The following is a 16,610-nucleotide window of genomic DNA, read 5'->3' as shown; positions in this document are numbered from 1 at the left end:
GGGACCATGCTAACAGAAAAAAGACGGATGATTTACATTAACTTGATGGTGAAAACACTGGGAAGTTATGTTCAATTAGCGTTTGCTTCGCTGATATAATGTTCCGCGATTATAAAGGGGGAAATCGTACATGGAGAACAATAGCGGCAACGGTTTGTCTCTGGTGCCGGATGTCACTATTCGCCCTTGGTCTGAAGAAGATTTCCAACTGTTAAAGCGTATGAACACTGAACAGATGTGGGCTAGTTTGGGTGGTCCTGAGACAGATGATGGAGTCACTGCTCGGCATCAGCGATATCTCCACGACCGCAAGGTACACATGTTCGCAATCAAGTTTGGTACCGAATCTATAGGTAGCGTGGGGTACTGGGAACGACGATGGAAGGATAGTGATGTGTACGAAACGGGTTGGAAGGTTGTACCTGAATTCCAAGGGCGAGGCATTGCGACTCGTGTAATGTCTATTTTGCTTAATATCCTTCAATACGAAGTTCAACACGCAACCGTCTATGCTTTTCCCTCCACGGACAATTTAGCATCTAATGCGATATGTCGTAAGTTAGGATTTTCCTTGGTAGGCGAAACTGATTTTGAATTCCCGAAGGGTAAATGGATTAAGTCTAATGAATGGTGCCTCCACTTGTAATACCTTGAGACAGCATGAAAGGAAACCCAATTCTCATGGAAAGGTTTGTTCCCGATGATAGGTTTAATCATTACAGCGTGTTTACTTGGTTTTGTTTACAGTGCTGCCCCGGGGGCTGTGAACACTGAAGCCCTACGCAGGGGATTGCAGAGAGGTTTTGTACCTTCCTTTTGTGTGCAAATTGGAGCTCTTATAGGGGATTTAGTGTGGGCAATTATTGGTTTGACAGGCCTTGCACTCATATTCCACTTTTTGGATGTACAGATTATTTTGGGGGTCGCAGGCGTGACCTTTTTGATTCGAATGGCATGGTTGTCCTTTTTGGACGCTCGTAAGCCAGTTGATCTAAACTGGAACCATAGCAAGAAGGAGCAGCGGGACTTCGTTACAGGAGTTGTTTTTTCGCTGGCTAATCCGTTTGGCATTGCTTTTTGGGGCGGCATTGGCGACGGATTTGCAACTCAAATTGTAGGCATGCCGTTGCTTGATAAACTAGTGTTTTTATTCCTCGGTTTTTCTGTTGGTGCATTTGCTTGGTGTATAGGTATTTCAGCGCTGGTAGCATGGTCACGTCAATTTATCGGAGAAAAGCTTCTACGTGGAATCTTTACAGTATCTAGTTTGGCAATGGCTTATTTTGCAGTGGAAATGTTATGGACCTTGATTCACAGTACAGTTTATCCGATGTTTTCGCATCGTTTAAGGTTGAAATCCAGCCAGTAAAACTAGAGAGAAACTTAATGATTTCCGGCCAAAACGCTTCCTGTGAGGCGTTTTTTATTACATATCCTTTTGTGTATTATAATTTTAAAAATAGAATAAAAATACTGTTGGTTTGGTGGTGATTGCTATGGAAATTCGTTTAGCCACATCAAGTGATGCCCATGATATCCATTCGATTATTTTGGATGCATATTCGGAGTATAAAGATATACCAGGTTCATCAAGTGCTCTGGATGAAACGGCGGATAGTATTCAGGAGTCTATAAAATTAGGAAAAGAGAATGCATTGCTTGGACTTGTGGATCGCTCAGTGATTGCATGTGTTCGTTATAGTTTTAAGGATGGCATGTACTTCTACCGTTTAGCAGTTCGGAGGGACTGGCAAGGTAAAGGCTTAGCAAAATTGCTGCTTTCTCACCTAGAGTCATTGGCGATGGTAGAGAGGCAACCGAAAATCTGGTGTAAAGTTCGATATTCAGTGCCAAGGAATGTTTATCTGTACCAATCCCTTGGCTATGTAAAATCTGATGAAGAGCTTGTCCACAAGGATGACGGAGTTGCCTTAGAGGTTTGGACAATGAGTAAGGTTTTTTCCGCGTAAAATCACAAATTAACCACGCATAACGCCCATAAGTTCACATACTTATCGGTGCATGGATATGCACTGCGGGATATCGATGTCTAATGTCACTGTCGAGCAGAAAAGTTACAGAAGCAATGTAATAGCCTCTCGGTATTGGATGGTTAGAAAATTACATGAACCAGATGAATTTCCAGAAATGAACTGGTAACCATCGGCTTCATGGTTGTTCGGCAAGGTTCCTTGAAAAAGGGTATAGCAAACAAAGCGATGACGATGGGATTTTTAAAAAGTCATCGCTGGAGATGGTATGATTGGGGTGTTCTCAAGCTGACAAGAGCATTGGCTTTAGGTCCAGGTTGCTCTCTTGGTACCAAGCGTCAATGTGTTGACACATTGCAATGCCATAGACCCGGATGGTCCACATCATGGTGCTGCGATGCTTGGCGGCTTCGAGGTGGTAATCCTCTTTTGCTCGCTTGTTGCTGCGTTCGCAGGTGGTTCTGCGTTTGTAGATATTGGTCCACTCGTTGCTGTTGCGAGCGACGGGTGGAAACAAGCGGGGATTATCCTTGGTGTATGTGTGGACACATCTTCCGTAAGGTGAAACGGAGCATGGCGTGTCACATGTCACCACTCCCTTTACGACAAGCGGACAGTGATATTTGCGACGGGCTCTTGAGCTGTCGTATCCACGGTCTCTCATCTCCAGCCCTTTCTTGCAAATCGGAACCCCATTTCGAGAGATCATCATATCGTCTTTGTATTTCTTGTTGCCCGTGTTGCGCTGATTCATGTCGATGAACGGTGTAATCTTTTGTGACCTTAGATACTCGTAAATCGCCATGGCATCATGTGCAGCGTCAAGAAGAACTCTGTCCCAGGTGTATTCTCGGAAGTATGCCTTGAACTCACGGGCACTCACGACCCAAGATGTGGCATCGTGTCGGGAAGCCCTTTGTAGCCTAGGGTAAATCGGTAGGTCGTAAGGGCTATCCGCAGCGACAAGGCTGTATAAGTGGTAGCCGAAGTAAAACTTATTTCGGTAGCTGTCCCAGCCCATGTCGCAGTCTGGTTGTGAGAACTGGCGATGACAGGAGCACTGATTTTTCCCTGGTCACGACAGGAACAAATTCGCTTGCTACGAATCTGGGCTGCTGTTTGCACGGGCATACCGTCACCAGCGATGGACAGGGCATGTACATTCCTAACAAACCACAGTGAAGAGGAGACAGAGAGAAATTGTTGTTGGAAGAGGCGAAGCAGCACGTCAAAAGGCTGTGAACGAATGGCTGTACGTCTTTGCAATTGAGATATGAGTTTGGCAATTCTCTTTGGATTGGTAGTGGGCGCCTTTTCTCCCTTTTTTCCTCTCTTGGGTTTCTTTCGACTAAGTCTTCGCCTAGATGCAATGTTGGGAGAAACGTGATTCCATAGCCGCCCAAAGAAATCGTAGAACGTACCTACGCCCGGGGTGTGACCATACTCAAAACCACTGAGGATAGCGTATAACGGGCAGCGGCGGAGCTGGTTCACCCACATCGTGATGGATGGTTCTCCAACCTCAAGCATGAGAAGGTAGGAACGGAGTAGGTTCGCAGGGTCAATGGATTGGGGACCACGACACGAGTAAGTACCTTTGACGCACTGGAAGGTGTCAGAGAGATCTGTGACCCAAAATTTTGCTACGAGCGCCCAGTCTTTGGCGATGAACAGCAGTGAGCCATTCGAGTAGTGCAGGCGAAGACGTTCCTCAATGAACGATGGATACTGTTGGTGAGACCGAAGGATAGGTAACACAACCCCAATATGGATGAGATAGGACGGCTAAGCCCTTCTCGGTGATTATTGTGTGTATTCCAAAAAGTCAAGTGTTATTTGATGTTCCAGCATAATTTGTTCCGAATTCGTATTTGAATTTCCAATTCAGTACCCTCGGCATATGGAGGGAACGTGGGGGCAAATGAAAATCTCTCTAGGTCCAAAACCTTGAGAGACCAATAAAAGCCAAATGCCGAGAGGCTATTGTAGGTAAAGGGGGGAAGTTTATGCAAATGTATGTGATTCGTCACTGCGAAGCAACTGGTCAATCTAAAGATGCACCTTTGACAGCAAAAGGATTTGCACAAGCCGAATTACTTGCCGATTACCTTCAAGGCATAGGGATCGAACGGGTGATTTGCAGTCCGTATCTGCGTGCTCAGCAAACCATTGAGCCGTATGCCCAACGACTTCACATTCCGGTTACGTTGGATGGTCGATTGTCAGAGAGAGTTCTTAGTACCTCAAACTTGGACAATTGGTTCGAATGTCTTCGGCAAACGTTCGATGACTTTGAATTGTCATTTGACGGTGGGGAGTCGAGCAGAGATGCCGTGGAGCGTGCTGTCGATGCTATAACCGATTTCGAATCAACCGACCCCACGTGCTTCGCCGTTGTTACGCACGGAAATTTAATGACTTTGTTACTCAGACATTTCGATGTCCGATTTGGATTCGATGAATGGGCTAGGTTGACCAATCCCGATATTTTTTTGGTATCAATCGATGAGGATAAAGCTACAGTACAAAGGGCGTGGAGAGACTTAGTTTAGCTCCAAGTCGGTTTCCCATGTTATGGGCTAGTTTTAGACTTTCCTTAGTCCATGGTGAAGTTGCCTCGTCTCCAAGAACGTTGTCAATGGGGAGCCGGAGACTATTGGAATTAGTTGTTGACTCAAAAGCAGTATTCGGTGAAGGACCGTGTTGGGATGCAGATCGAAATATTCTCTACTGGGTGGATTTCGAAGGGCATTGTGTCCACACGTTTAATCCCGATTTTCGCTGTGTGGCGATTCTGTGTTAGTGTTTTCAACGTGATTTCAAGAAATGTTGATTACATTATTGTGGGAGGAGAAACAAACCTGCCTAAGCACGCTTACAGGTCATGTGCAGGTTTGTTTTCCTATGTATAGTATACGTAAAACAATGAGCCGTTATAGTGGTAGGTTATTGAAAGTACCAGTTAGCACAATTCACCAATTCAATATGGAATACTCGATGTCATTTAGCCTGATGTCGAAGCATCGCCATGGTGAAATATGTGGGGAAGGTTAGCCTCTTATTGAAATACTACCCCATGGTTGGCTCTCGCATGTTTCCTCTGCAACCGGAGAGCATGGGCTATGGTTGCGATCAAACATTACCTCAAGAGATGATTTCGAAAGAACTATTCCCTCAAGAACGACCCGAACATACGAATTCGGACGGATCACAATGTTGGCTGCAGTCGTTGGATTCGCTTTTAGGACTGGAGCGTTAGACGTGTTTGTTGGATTTTGAATGGATACCTTGTGTGTTGTTCCTAGGCCAATTAAAAAGTTTGTCGGAGGTGCATCAGATTTACGTCTTGTCATCGCAACAACCCTCTTTGCTTCAAAGATACAATTAGTGAATGCACAACTGGTCTCGAGGGAAAGGGACAAGTGGAGCAAGTCATACGTTGATATCTCAATCCGCGCAAAACGTTTATTTCGGCTGACGGTCATTATCACTTTGGAACGATTGGTCAGGAGACGCATCAAAAACGACCTGGAACGCTTCTCAGGTCGTTTTCGATATGTAAGATTTTAGCTTAGTCATTTTAAAATTTGGTTGAGCGAGTTGTAACGCCATGGCTTACTCATACGTTTGCTCATGCGTAGGTGGTTTTCAGCGGCGAATGCGAGGTGAGCATCGAGCAATGAACTCTGCGACATCCGCAAAAGAGGGCATAGAGCAACTATTCCACTTGTATGCGAGTGATGTGTATCGATTTGCCAGATACTTGGCACCAAGTGGAGTCGATGCGAAAGACGTGGTTCAAGAGGTTTTCTTACGAGCGTTTCGGAAATGGAACGGTCAAAGTGTATCCAACCCGAAGGCTTGGCTTTTGCAAATCACTCGGAATTACATTTTCGATCTTTTGAGAAGGAAAAAATGTGAGTCTCACTACAAAGAAAAACACAAACCTGATCTTACGATGGTCAGCGTTCCGCTTGATACCTTAATTGAATTGGAAGAAGCGGTATCGGCATTGAAGCCCGATTATCGGCAGGTGTTCATGCTGCGATGTGTTCACGACTTATCGGTCGAAGAGACCGCCCAAGTACTTGGTTGGTCTCGAGCCAAAGTACGAACTTCATTGCATCGCGCAATAACAAAACTCCGCGTCGCCCTGGGTCCGGAACGATTTGATTCACCGCAACCACTCAAGAAAGTGGGTGATCCTGATGAACCTGGAAGAAAAAGCGAAGGAAACGTTCTCTCCACTCAGTGAAGTGGATCTCAGTTACGACGACAAACTCGACATTTTGAGCAATTTGCGAAGGGAAATGTCAACGAAGAAACCGAGAAGGAAGTTCAAGTTTGGCCTAATACCAACTGCAGCAGCTGTAGCGGCAGTTGTCATCGTTGCAGGTGTGATCGGGTATGACGCAATTCACACGACACCATTCACCACAGCTTCAAACCAAGCTAACGTGGTAACGAATGAACAAATCCTACATCTGCTTCCAAAGGGAGCTGAGTTAATTGCATCGAATTCGGGGGGCGATGTGATTCAACGGCTAGACCTAGGCAACGACGGCAATGTGGAGTACGCATCACTGTACCAGTATTCGTATGACGGCGTCAAACAAAGTGGAGCCATTATTGTTGGCCGGAACGGGAACAAACTGAAAACACTGTGGCAATACAAAGGACCTGGACTAGGATCTGAGCCAGGGGTGGTGCAACCAATCTCTCTCGTAGTGAAAGATGTTCTTGGAAATGGGACAAAGGACGTGGTCTTCACAGGACAAGTGGGTGCCGGCGCGAATTGCGTTGAGGTCATCTCATGCCAAAACGGCGCTGCCAAAACACTCTTTGCGACCACATCGACTCGAGTGGACATCGGTCATTACGGGACCTCCAGTTCCAACTACAATCAAATCGTCACTTGGTCCTTAGATACAGGCGTGTTGTACAACTTTCAAGTATATGGATGGAATTCGAAAGAGCAGCAGTTTGACCCAATTGCCAACACAAGTGCAGCCAATTACTTTAAGAATACTGTGGTTCCGTACTACAAAAATCTGACGAATTCTACCCAAGGAAAACAAGACCCTAAAATGGTCACTTACGGATTAGCGTCAGCGTATTTTTACGCAGGCGAATATTCATCTGCTCTGACAGAAGTCAACGCGGGGCTCAAACTTAGTCGGAATGACTATCCACCAAACAGCGAGTTTGTGAATCTCAAAAACCAAATCAGTCAGAAGGCAAGAGCAACTCGTGATCGGTGAAAGTGCTTAGTTCTTACCCACTTTCGGAGATTCTCCATGAAGCAGCGGATGTTCGGAGTGTTTGGTGGGGTGGAGCCCAACGACCATCGACTGATTTGACGGGCTCCAGTGTACTTATGTCATGCGGTGTTACAGCACGAGACTTTCAAGCGCCAGTCTCAGTCGGACGACGCCTTCCTCGATTTCCTCTTCCAATGCCCGCGCGTAGGTTAGCCGAATGAACCCTCTGTCCGCCCCATACACCCCACCCGGCAAAACAACCACGCCACGTCGGATGCATGCATCGAGCAAATCTGTGTCTTTTACCTTAGAGGAGAGCTGGCACCACACGTGATAACTTCCCTGTGGAATGGTCCACGTCATCAGTTCCTTCAAATTTTCTTCCAGTGCCGCAAGCATTCGATTCCGCCGCTGCTTTAGAATACGGCGTAACGACAGCACGTTGTCCTGCCATGCACCGGACTGCAAAAACTCTTGTGCGATCAGCTGGGAAATGACGCTCGTTCCAAAGTCCATCTGTTCCTTGGCGTCGGCGAGTCTGTCGATCACGTTTTTCGGACCGATCACCCAACCGATTCTCAGGCCCGGAGCTATGGTCTTCGACAGACTGCCCAGATAAACCACTTTGCCGAAAGCTTCGGGTAATGCTGCGAGAGGGGCAACCGGAACTTGCTCATCCAAAGCCAATTCGCCATACGGGTCATCTTCGACAACGGGGAGACGCAACGATTCGCAAATGCGTAGAAGTTCTCTCCTGCGATGGACGGGCAAGGTGGTGCCAGTTGGATTTTGAAATGTTGGGTTGATAAACACCATACGAATTCGATGTCTCTTGACTAAATCCGGAATGGACTCGGGGATGACGCCGTACTCGTCCATCGGAATTGGAAATAAGCGCAATCCCGCAGACGTAAAGAGAGACAGAGAGTACGCATAGGATGGACACTCAAGGGCCACGGCATCACCGGATCGAAGTAGGCACGATGTGATGAGATGAAGCGCTTGCTGGGCACCGGAGGTAATGAGGATTTCAGACGATGTCGTTTTCATGTTGTATTGTGCATGAACGTGTTGGGCAAGAACCTCGCGCAAACCTTCCAGGCCCTTTGGGACAGAATATCCAAGTGGCTCCACAAGATGAAGATGATGTATGAGTTCGTTTAATTGCTTTACAGGAAAGAGATCGGATGCTAACTCCCCACGGGCAAAGTCGATCACACCTTCGTGAAGACTGGCTTCCCGAATTCGACGAACGAGTGGTTGTGCCGGGCGAAAAATCCCGCCAGATGTGTACTCCTGCCAAGAAGGAGCAGGGTGGACTGATACCCCCCAAAGGTCTTCGCTGACCTTTGTACCACTGCCTTGGACGGATTTGACCAAGCCCGAGGCCCGAAGTTCCTCATACGATGCTGTAACTGTACTCCGGTTGACACCCAAAGACTTTGCGAGCGAACGCTCCGCAGGCAGATGTTCTCCTGGAGACAGTTTTCCCGTAAGAATTTGCTCCTCAAAATGCTGTGCAATTTGGCGATATACAGCAATGCCCAATTGAGCGTTAGGATTCCAAGACATACGACTTCTCCGTCCTCATGAAGTGCTGTTTCAAGTAATGGTATACAAATTGGCTGGTTAAGAAAACAACCAATTGGCTGGAGACAGATTCAGTTGGAAAGAGTAGGATGACCACATCCCTCCAAGGAGATGACGGCATGTATATACCGAAATCATTCGAAATGAACGATCCGACTGAAATTACGAACTTCATCCAGGCAAACAGTTTCGGCATCTTGGTCAGTACCGTTGACGGAACCCCGTGTGCCACCCATCTTCCGTTTTTTTATGATACAAACCACAATATCCTAATGTCCCACATGGCCAAGGCGAATCCACAGTGGCAGAACCTTGACGGGCAACCGGTGTTGGTGGTGTTTTCAGGACCACACGCCTATATTTCACCGTCTTGGTACGAAGTACCCGCCTCCGTGCCGACGTGGAACTATGTGGCAGTGCATGTGTACGGAAAATGTACTGTGATCGACAGTGAAGAGCCAATGGCGGAGCTACTGGAACGTGTTGTGCGATTCTACGAGCCGGATTCTGCCTTACCCTCGCAAGCTGACGAACCGTTTTATCGAAATATGATGAAGGCGATTGTGGGGTTCCGCATTGATATCACGCGTGTTCAGGCGGCGGCAAAACTGAGTCAGAACAAGCCAGTGGAGGTGCAAGAGCGGGTAATTGCGAACCTGTCTAAATCGACAGACGCTTTTGCTCAACGTGTCGCACAGGTAATGCTGGAACGCCTGAACGGAAGTGCTAGGAGATGAACGAGTTCGAGCTTTACGAACAGACACATGGCGAATATGTGATTTCGACGGATCGAGAGCGGATCGATCTCGATGTAGTCTATGAATATCTGCACAACTATGCGTATTGGTGCAACGGGATCTTAGTACGTTCAACGAGGGAACTGAGATCCACGGCGGTACACTGGGCGAGGTCTTAACCAATTGCTATACATCTGTTCTACTTCCTTAACTTTGGTTATATCCGAGTATTGGAGACGAACTCTTCGATAAATTATCTTTAACTCACTATTCACTCTGTTGCTCCGATGTAGCAGGTTGTGCGTATCATTGCGGAGTTTTTCATTCGTCCACTTCATACGATTGAGTACGTGATCTCCAAAATTGCACTTTACAGCTTTTAACCAGGTTGATCGAAGAACGGGGCCTATGTATCCCTTGGTTCCAACGGCAATCGTGGGGACACCACACGCTAATGCTTCAATGGCAGTACGACCTGAACCGATTACTATATCGCATGAATTATAGAAAGTTTGCATGTCATCAACATGTCCGAGAACTCGACAACGTACTGAATTCTTTACTGATAACTGTGATCCTCTGCCTGCCACTAGTACCCATACATCTCGTCGGGACCTAGATATCCCCTCCAAGATCTTAACGACCCGTTTCCCGAGCAAACGTTTCTGTAGTGTGAATCTACCAGCATACCCTATTACTTTTACATTGTCGGGGATTCTGTACCGAGCTCGTAAACGTTTGTTGGTCGTTCCTTTGAAATCCGTCATGGAAATACCGTTTTTGATTAATGTCACTTTCGACGAGGAGACACCAACATGTGCTACATAGGTTTGTAAAGCAGGTGAAACAACAATCACTCGACTTGTTTTATTGAGACAGCGACGAATCAACGGACCATCGATATACATACCGTGAATCGTCAAGAAGGCGTGTGTCTTAGAGGGAATTTCTGTATGTTCGATAAGTCTCAAGCTTCGGGTATCGTGAGCATGAATCACACTGTAGTTATTACGAAGAATCACCTGGCTTAATTGTTTCGATGTAAATTTTTGTTGATGTACTTTAATGCCAAGTTCTCTAGCTTTTTTCGCCCACAATCCTCCGGAAGTAAAGATACCTACTTGGTGTCCTCTTCGTCGGAGTTGATTAGCCAAATTCATCACGTGCGTTTCGGTTCCACCGCCTTGGAGAAGCCTGTGAATAATCAGCAAAATTCGCAAGTCATTCAACTCCTTTCTGAGTACGAAATTTCATGTTCAATGATTACTCGGGTAACTAACATGAAGGGCAAAAACATGAGCATTCGTATTCAAAAATATGATTGTTTTGAATGAATCACGTTTGCGTAAATATGTTCAATACTGCACCCAACCTTTCGGGCGCTAAAACGATTGATAACCACCCGTCTACTCAACGTTCCCAATTTGCCAATGTATCCAGGGGGGCTCTTCAGTAAGCGTTTAATGTCTCGAGCCAACAATTTAGGTGTACTAGAAAAAGGAGCAGAATGATCTCCGAAATTTCCGTCTACGGCAGTGTGAATGTTGTTCCGGTCGATAATTCCGACGTACCCAGCATTACCCATCCCGATGACCGGTTTTCCACTCGCCATTGCTTCCATTGCAACTCTTCCAGATCCAATTACTAGATCAGCCGTGTGATATGTTGTTTGGACCAATTGCTTGGTTGGCACGAAACGGATACATTGTCGACCTAATCGCTGGTTTGCTTGATTCGCTTTGCGAATTAACTGCGGTCGCGCGGGACCCACACCGTGCAGAATCACCTGAAATGTAGGATGGTCGTAGGCGAGTAGTCTACTTGCAGCAATTACTTTTTTTGCTACATTTGCCTTTTGTCCTTCAAAGCGACCCACGTAGGCGACAACAAATCGGTTTGTACGTTTTGACAGCGATCTATGTTTTGGGTTTTCAAATGGGGCGAACAGTGCTGTATCAATTCCGTTAGCTAGCACTTCTAGTTTTTTCTGTTTTATCCCAATATGGTGAACCCATCGGTAAACACTAGGTGATACAGTAATAATACGTTTTGCCGAAACGGCGGCTCGCCTTAATGACGGGATCGAATGGTACCGGCCGTGAACTGTAATTACACATGGTACACGGGTTAACCTTTGCCCCATTCCAACTACATAGAAAGATTCCTCATCATGTGCGTGTATTAGTTGGTATCCTTGGACTTTAATAATATTTAAAATGGTTCGTGTCATACCCCGAATATTTGCGTATTTAGGGATGCGGTGAACGCAAATACCGGACGCTTTGAATTTCTCTTCAAACGGTCCTCCCTTACTCGCGATCCCCACGGTATGGCCCATTTTTTTAAGTGAACGCGCCAAAGACAATACGTGTGTTTCTGTTCCACCCACATTCAAGTAGGTAACGACCATCAAAACCTTCACGGATATCCCTCCTTACATGACCCTTGTATTCCTATTCTCATGAAGCGCCTGTTGAAACAGGCATGTATCTAGGGCTGGGTAGTGTGTTTGCGAAGTCATGCGAAAGCCTCGGCATCCGCCCTTACACCAAACGCATGTCGGAAATAATTATGGAGGATAGGGGGGGGATTACGATGGCGAATAAATTAATGGTGGTTGCCCATCCGGATGACGAAAGTATCTTTGGAGGTGCTCAGCTCATTCAGGGAACGGGTTGGAAGGTTGTCTGTGTAACCAATGGTGACAATCGCTTGCGCTCAAAAGAATTTTCAAAGGCGATGAATTTTGTTGGTGCTGATCATGAAATGTGGTCATATCGAGATGCGTGGGACGGAAGCTTTAATGTCGTTAAACTGAAAAATGACCTCGAAAAACTTCTAGCAAGCGGAAACTATACCAAGGTCGTTACACATAATCTACGAGGAGAATATGGTCACACACAGCACAAGTGTTTAGCGAAAATTTTACGCCAGCTCGTTACGAAAAATCTCTATACGTTTTCTTTGAGAAAAGGAGAATTGTCCAAAGAAATATCAGACAAAAAGAGAAAATTAATTAAAATCTACAAGAGCCAAGCCAAAACCATCCAGGAACTGGATTTGGAAAGGCACATCACTCATGAATTGATTGTTCGTGTTAATTAGTTGCCGGCGACTGGCACGAGACACATAAGATCTCCGATCCCTGGATTGCAAGACCATCCGACGACCTTACGGTATCGTGATCCACTGTTTCGGCAAGGTGTCTAACCGTTAGCGAGAGCACCAGCGGAACGATTGGAAAGATGTGTGAGGCGTTTGGAGCATGAAGTTCTGGCAGGCTGTGGCAGGAAAAGTATGGGGAGCTACTAATCTATCTGAATATGATGATGAATATCAGTCTATTGTGACGAATAGAGTTAGGCGTCAATCCGCGGTGTGAAGAAAAACGGTCGACGAGCACAGGTTTGAATCCATTGGATACTTGAGATGGACAAGCACATGATTTTTAGTCGAAAAGGGGAATTGTTGTGGCAATTGTAGCGGTAAGCATCGCCCCGTTGGGAACGGGAAGTACAAGTGTAAGTAAGTATGTCGCGGAAACCCAAAGGATTCTGACCCGATATCCGAACCTTAGGACTCGCCTCGATCCGATGTTTACAACCATAGAAGGCGAACTGGCCGACATCTTTGCGGCTATTCAGGAAATGCATGAAGCTTTGATTGCCATGGGAGCAGAGCGACTATCCACGGTTGTAAAGATCGATGATCGTCGTGACGTAAATCACTCCATGGAGGAGAAGGTTACAGCGGTGAACGATCAGCTACAGAACGAGGATTGAACAAGGGTTCCGTCGATCCTCCTTTGCTAAAGTCGGTGAAACCGAATGTTATCCTTTCCAGAAATAAATGTTAAGTGGAGAGGGTGACATCGTGGAAGTACATATGCAGGGGATTAACGAAAAAATTGGCGCATGATGTTGCAAATTGCCAATCTCATCAAGCATGAACGGGATCACATCGAATTCTGGGTGATTGGCGGTGCCCAAAGCGTAGAGAGAGACTTGTTTGCGAAAAAATTAGAGGAACAACAGATGGCGGATATGATCAAATGGTTTCCGGTGATCCCGTACCAGCAGATGCCAGACGTATATGCCAAAATTCGCCGTTCTGGCGGCTGCTATCTTGCTACGACGAAAGTGGAATCATTCGGCAACACGTTTATCGAATCCATGGCTTGTGGGGTTCCTGTTATCGCACCTCGTCATTCCTCCATTCCTGAAATTGTTGTACACGGCCAGACAGGCTATTTATTCCGGAAAAATAACCGAGTGACAAACGTACAAACACAAACTGCGCAAAAGTACCGAAGACTGATGACGCGGAAAATGAAATTGTGTACCGAAAAACAAAGTCGTGGACGGGAAAATAAAGTCCTATACTAGTAGTAACCAATACCCGGGAGTTTGGTTAGGACCTTTGAGTTCAGGGTCAACTGATTTATCCATCAGCACCCAAATAGTACGCACTTTGGAACCTGGCTGCTTGTGTCGCTAAATAGCCTAGCGACGTATGCACTATACACTTCTAAAATCCCTGTTTCGCGATGTAGTCAATAACGAGTAGACGGAAAGTGGACATTTTAATATTAGGCTGGTGGTTAATTATGGAGAACTGTAGTGTTGAAAACGACGTAATCGTTTACATAATCTCTGGACCTTGTGGTGTTGGGAAGTCGACGGTGTCCAAAGAAGTGGCACAACGTATCCGTCGTTCGGTACTGCTAGTCGGTGATGATCTTTTGCACGTGTATCAAGGGTACGAGGCACGTTGGGAAGAGCGATTATCCTTGACATGGACGAATATTCTCAGTGTAACTCGAAACTTCATTCGCAACGGATGGAATGTCGTGATCGATTTTGTGGTAGAGGACGAACTCGCATGGTTTATTCAAGAACTGGATGATATGTCGGTCACCCTTTATTACATCGTTCTTATTGCCGACGAAAATACCTTGCTGGAACGACTTAGGCGGCGCGGCAATCCAGAGATAGCGGAGCGTTCGCTGTTTCTACTCCATAAACTCAAGGGTCTAAACACCAACAACGGTTTCTTGTACGATACAACTGGCAGGGAAGTGAGGGAAATTGCACAGGACGTTCTCTCCTCAAAATTCTTCAGGATACTGTAGCCGTTCATGATAAAGCCGAAAACATATTGAAATCACTACCAAGGCTCCAAAGGCGGTATATAGTTATTTCCAATGAGACCGCAAATTGGTTCTTACTCGAGTTCAGTGTCCAATGTTAAGCTTATTGTGCTAAAACTTCTGCGTATCGAAGTACGGGGGATTATTTTCAGTTGGTCAAATGCGTACCAACTTGGGGTGAACGTGCTATGCCGCGTAGGGTTGTCTCCTCACACCCGAACCCGACAACTAACCTCGTCAGCACAATAGGGAGGACATATGAATTTGAATTGGAAAAATACACTGTTGTCTTTAGCAGCTGTAGGAGCTACAACCGTTGCTTGTACTACACCAGTATTCGCCGCAACCTCCAATAACAACACGTACGTAATAAATGGCAATGATACGTTTTGGACGATCGCCCATGATCATCACATCTCAGTATCATCGTTAATATCCGCGAATCCTGGCGTAAACCCCTTGAATCTATATCCAGGTCTCACCATTCATCTTCCGGCCGACCAGTCTACGCAATCTTCATTCACAACAAACGACAACAGTTCAAATGTTTCAGATGTGAAGGAGATTTCCTGCGTGGCGACAGCGTATACAGGGGATTCATCGGAAAATGGATGGGGAGCAGTTGACTATTTCGGAAATCCATTGAAGTTGGGTACGATTGCGGTGGACCCATCTGTGATCCCACTAGGTGCAACAGTACGCGTTACTGGATACTCTTTTGCCGGGTTACCAAGTGGGAGCATGATTTGCCATGCCAGTGATGAGGGTGCGGCAATTCAAGGTCATCGGATTGACATCTTCATCCCAACAAGCTCAGGCGTTGCAAGTGACTTTGGTTTTCAAAATGTTAAAGTTTGTATTTTAAAGCCGTAATCTGGAAAATGTAATTTGGGTACCACCATTATCCAACGGCATTCACTGCGGATGCCGTTTTTTCGCGTCTGCTGAAGCATCGTATAATTTAAGGAGTGTGGTGGAAACATTCAAACTGTGCTGTTTACAAGGAATTTGGGCACTCGTGAAGGAGTTAGACATGAATAAACTCTATGCGCGTCGTCTACACATTAAGATTTACCGAATGTTTGTAGTAATGATTGGAGCCAGTATATTTCTTAGTCTTGCACCGACGACCACCGCCAGTGCAGCAGTGAAAAAGGTATACCTAACTTTTGATGATGGGCCGGATCCAGTCTACACACCGCTTATCCTTGATACTCTACGTGGGGAGAACGTGAAAGCTACGTTTTTTGTATTGGGATCTCGTGCAGAACAATCCCCAAACATTTTGAGGCGAATTCACAACGACGGCCATGAGATTGGCAATCACGGATACTATCACACTTTTATAGTGCGAAAGCCACAGGACTGGGTGAAACAGGACATCATTCGTACGGATACAGCGATACATGCCGTATGTGGTGTAAAACCAAAGTATTACAGACCTCCGGGTGGGATTCTGAGTCAAAAGGATTTAGACTTTGTTGTTAAAACGGGGCATCCCGTGGCCATGTGGACAGTCGACACAAATGATTGGAAAGCTAAAAATGCCTCATCCATTATCAACACGGTCAGAGAAGAAGCTTTTCCAAACGCAATCATTCTTTTGCACGATGGAACACCTTCAAGTATGTATACGGTTAAGGCACTACCGTCAATTATCCACGACTTGCGCTCATCTGGATACACATTTGCGATTTTACCGGAACAGTATCACGGAAAATATATAGGAAGACCAACAGACAGTACCAATTATAGATTTAACAGAAAATAATAATTACATTGGGTTTTTGAACGGCGTGCTAAACTCCAATTTCCATCTAAAATCTGCTTGTGATTTTTCGCAAATTCGGCCGAGTTGCATATATTACCCCAAATCAGCAAA

Annotated in this window: 17 protein-coding genes and 1 riboswitch; of the genes, 13 read left to right on the top strand and 4 right to left on the bottom strand. The window is 45.9% G+C overall.

Annotated features, from left to right (window positions below; translation table 11 throughout):
- Nucleotides 1-130 precede the first annotated feature (130 nt).
- The 3 genes from NZD89_RS15450 (at nt 131) to NZD89_RS15440 (ending at nt 1,970) form a co-directional block, all read left to right on the top strand.
- On the top strand, nt 131-646 hold the full coding sequence (locus NZD89_RS15450) for a GNAT family N-acetyltransferase (protein WP_268003698.1): 516 nt from the start codon (nt 131-133) through the stop codon (nt 644-646).
- A 54-nt stretch (nt 647-700) separates the two neighbouring features.
- Nucleotides 701-1,369, top strand: coding sequence for a LysE family transporter (locus NZD89_RS15445; RefSeq protein ID WP_268003697.1), 669 nt, complete (start codon nt 701-703; stop codon nt 1,367-1,369).
- Nucleotides 1,370-1,496: 127 nt separating this feature from the next.
- Nucleotides 1,497-1,970 (top strand): GNAT family N-acetyltransferase, encoded by a 474-nt coding sequence (locus tag NZD89_RS15440; protein ID WP_268003696.1) that lies wholly within the window; start codon nt 1,497-1,499, stop codon nt 1,968-1,970.
- A gap of 304 nt (nt 1,971-2,274) precedes the next feature.
- Here the strand turns inward: NZD89_RS15440 and NZD89_RS15435 are convergent, their stop codons facing one another.
- On the bottom strand, nt 2,275-3,012 hold the full coding sequence (locus NZD89_RS15435; RefSeq protein ID WP_268003695.1) for a transposase: 738 nt from the start codon (nt 3,010-3,012) through the stop codon (nt 2,275-2,277).
- A gap of 985 nt (nt 3,013-3,997) precedes the next feature.
- Here NZD89_RS15435 and NZD89_RS15430 point away from each other — a divergent pair.
- From NZD89_RS15430 to NZD89_RS15420, 3 genes are all read left to right on the top strand, one after another.
- Nucleotides 3,998-4,543, top strand: coding sequence for a histidine phosphatase family protein (locus tag NZD89_RS15430; protein WP_268003694.1), 546 nt, complete (start codon nt 3,998-4,000; stop codon nt 4,541-4,543).
- 1,127 nt (nt 4,544-5,670) lie between these two features.
- The gene (locus tag NZD89_RS15425; RefSeq protein ID WP_268003693.1) at nt 5,671-6,246 is read left to right on the top strand and encodes an RNA polymerase sigma factor; all 576 of its coding nucleotides are present in this window, start codon (nt 5,671-5,673) and stop codon (nt 6,244-6,246) included.
- Nucleotides 6,200-7,252: a hypothetical protein gene (locus tag NZD89_RS15420; protein ID WP_268003692.1), complete on the top strand. Its 1,053-nt coding sequence runs from the start codon at nt 6,200-6,202 to the stop codon at nt 7,250-7,252. Before NZD89_RS15425 ends, NZD89_RS15420 begins: the two co-directional genes overlap by 47 nt.
- A gap of 129 nt (nt 7,253-7,381) precedes the next feature.
- Here the strand turns inward: NZD89_RS15420 and pdxR are convergent, their stop codons facing one another.
- A complete protein-coding gene (gene pdxR / locus NZD89_RS15415; RefSeq protein WP_268003691.1) occupies nt 7,382-8,824 on the bottom strand; it encodes a MocR-like pyridoxine biosynthesis transcription factor PdxR in 1,443 nt (480 codons plus the stop codon).
- Nucleotides 8,825-8,961: 137 nt separating this feature from the next.
- Between pdxR and NZD89_RS15410 the strand changes: the two genes are divergently transcribed.
- Nucleotides 8,962-9,579: an FMN-binding negative transcriptional regulator gene (locus tag NZD89_RS15410; RefSeq protein WP_268003690.1), complete on the top strand. Its 618-nt coding sequence runs from the start codon at nt 8,962-8,964 to the stop codon at nt 9,577-9,579.
- Between the two features lie 131 nt (nt 9,580-9,710).
- On the opposite strand, the gene NZD89_RS15405 is transcribed toward NZD89_RS15410, so the two are convergent.
- Nucleotides 9,711-10,799, bottom strand: a complete 1,089-nt coding sequence (locus tag NZD89_RS15405) for a glycosyltransferase family 4 protein (protein WP_268003689.1) — start codon at nt 10,797-10,799, stop codon at nt 9,711-9,713.
- Between the two features lie 89 nt (nt 10,800-10,888).
- Nucleotides 10,889-12,001: a glycosyltransferase gene (locus tag NZD89_RS15400; RefSeq protein ID WP_268003688.1), complete on the bottom strand. Its 1,113-nt coding sequence runs from the start codon at nt 11,999-12,001 to the stop codon at nt 10,889-10,891.
- Nucleotides 12,002-12,174: 173 nt separating this feature from the next.
- Between NZD89_RS15400 and NZD89_RS15395 the strand changes: the two genes are divergently transcribed.
- From NZD89_RS15395 to NZD89_RS15370, 6 genes are all read left to right on the top strand, one after another.
- Nucleotides 12,175-12,684 carry a PIG-L family deacetylase gene (locus NZD89_RS15395; RefSeq protein WP_268003687.1) on the top strand — a complete coding sequence of 170 codons (510 nt, stop codon included), beginning with the start codon at nt 12,175-12,177 and terminating at the stop codon, nt 12,682-12,684.
- A 365-nt stretch (nt 12,685-13,049) separates the two neighbouring features.
- Entirely contained in the window at nt 13,050-13,361 is a 312-nt protein-coding gene (locus tag NZD89_RS15390) for an MTH1187 family thiamine-binding protein (protein WP_268003686.1), read from the top strand.
- Nucleotides 13,362-13,493: 132 nt separating this feature from the next.
- Nucleotides 13,494-13,964, top strand: a complete 471-nt coding sequence (locus NZD89_RS15385; protein ID WP_268003685.1) for a glycosyltransferase — start codon at nt 13,494-13,496, stop codon at nt 13,962-13,964.
- Nucleotides 13,965-14,152: 188 nt separating this feature from the next.
- Nucleotides 14,153-14,710, top strand: coding sequence for a P-loop nucleotide/nucleoside kinase family protein (locus NZD89_RS15380; protein WP_268003684.1), 558 nt, complete (start codon nt 14,153-14,155; stop codon nt 14,708-14,710).
- Nucleotides 14,711-14,827: 117 nt separating this feature from the next.
- Nucleotides 14,828-14,986: riboswitch (cyclic di-AMP (ydaO/yuaA leader) on the top strand.
- 6 nt (nt 14,987-14,992) lie between these two features.
- Nucleotides 14,993-15,601: a 3D domain-containing protein gene (locus tag NZD89_RS15375; RefSeq protein WP_268003683.1), complete on the top strand. Its 609-nt coding sequence runs from the start codon at nt 14,993-14,995 to the stop codon at nt 15,599-15,601.
- A gap of 160 nt (nt 15,602-15,761) precedes the next feature.
- Nucleotides 15,762-16,499: a polysaccharide deacetylase family protein gene (locus NZD89_RS15370; protein ID WP_268003682.1), complete on the top strand. Its 738-nt coding sequence runs from the start codon at nt 15,762-15,764 to the stop codon at nt 16,497-16,499.
- Nucleotides 16,500-16,610: the final 111 nt, after the last annotated feature.

Origin of the sequence: Alicyclobacillus fastidiosus (assembly GCF_026651875.1) — a bacterium.
GTDB lineage: Bacteria > Bacillota > Bacilli > Alicyclobacillales > Alicyclobacillaceae > Alicyclobacillus > Alicyclobacillus fastidiosus.
Note: the sequence above shows the minus strand (reverse complement) of the source record. Positions and strands in the feature narration are given on the sequence as shown.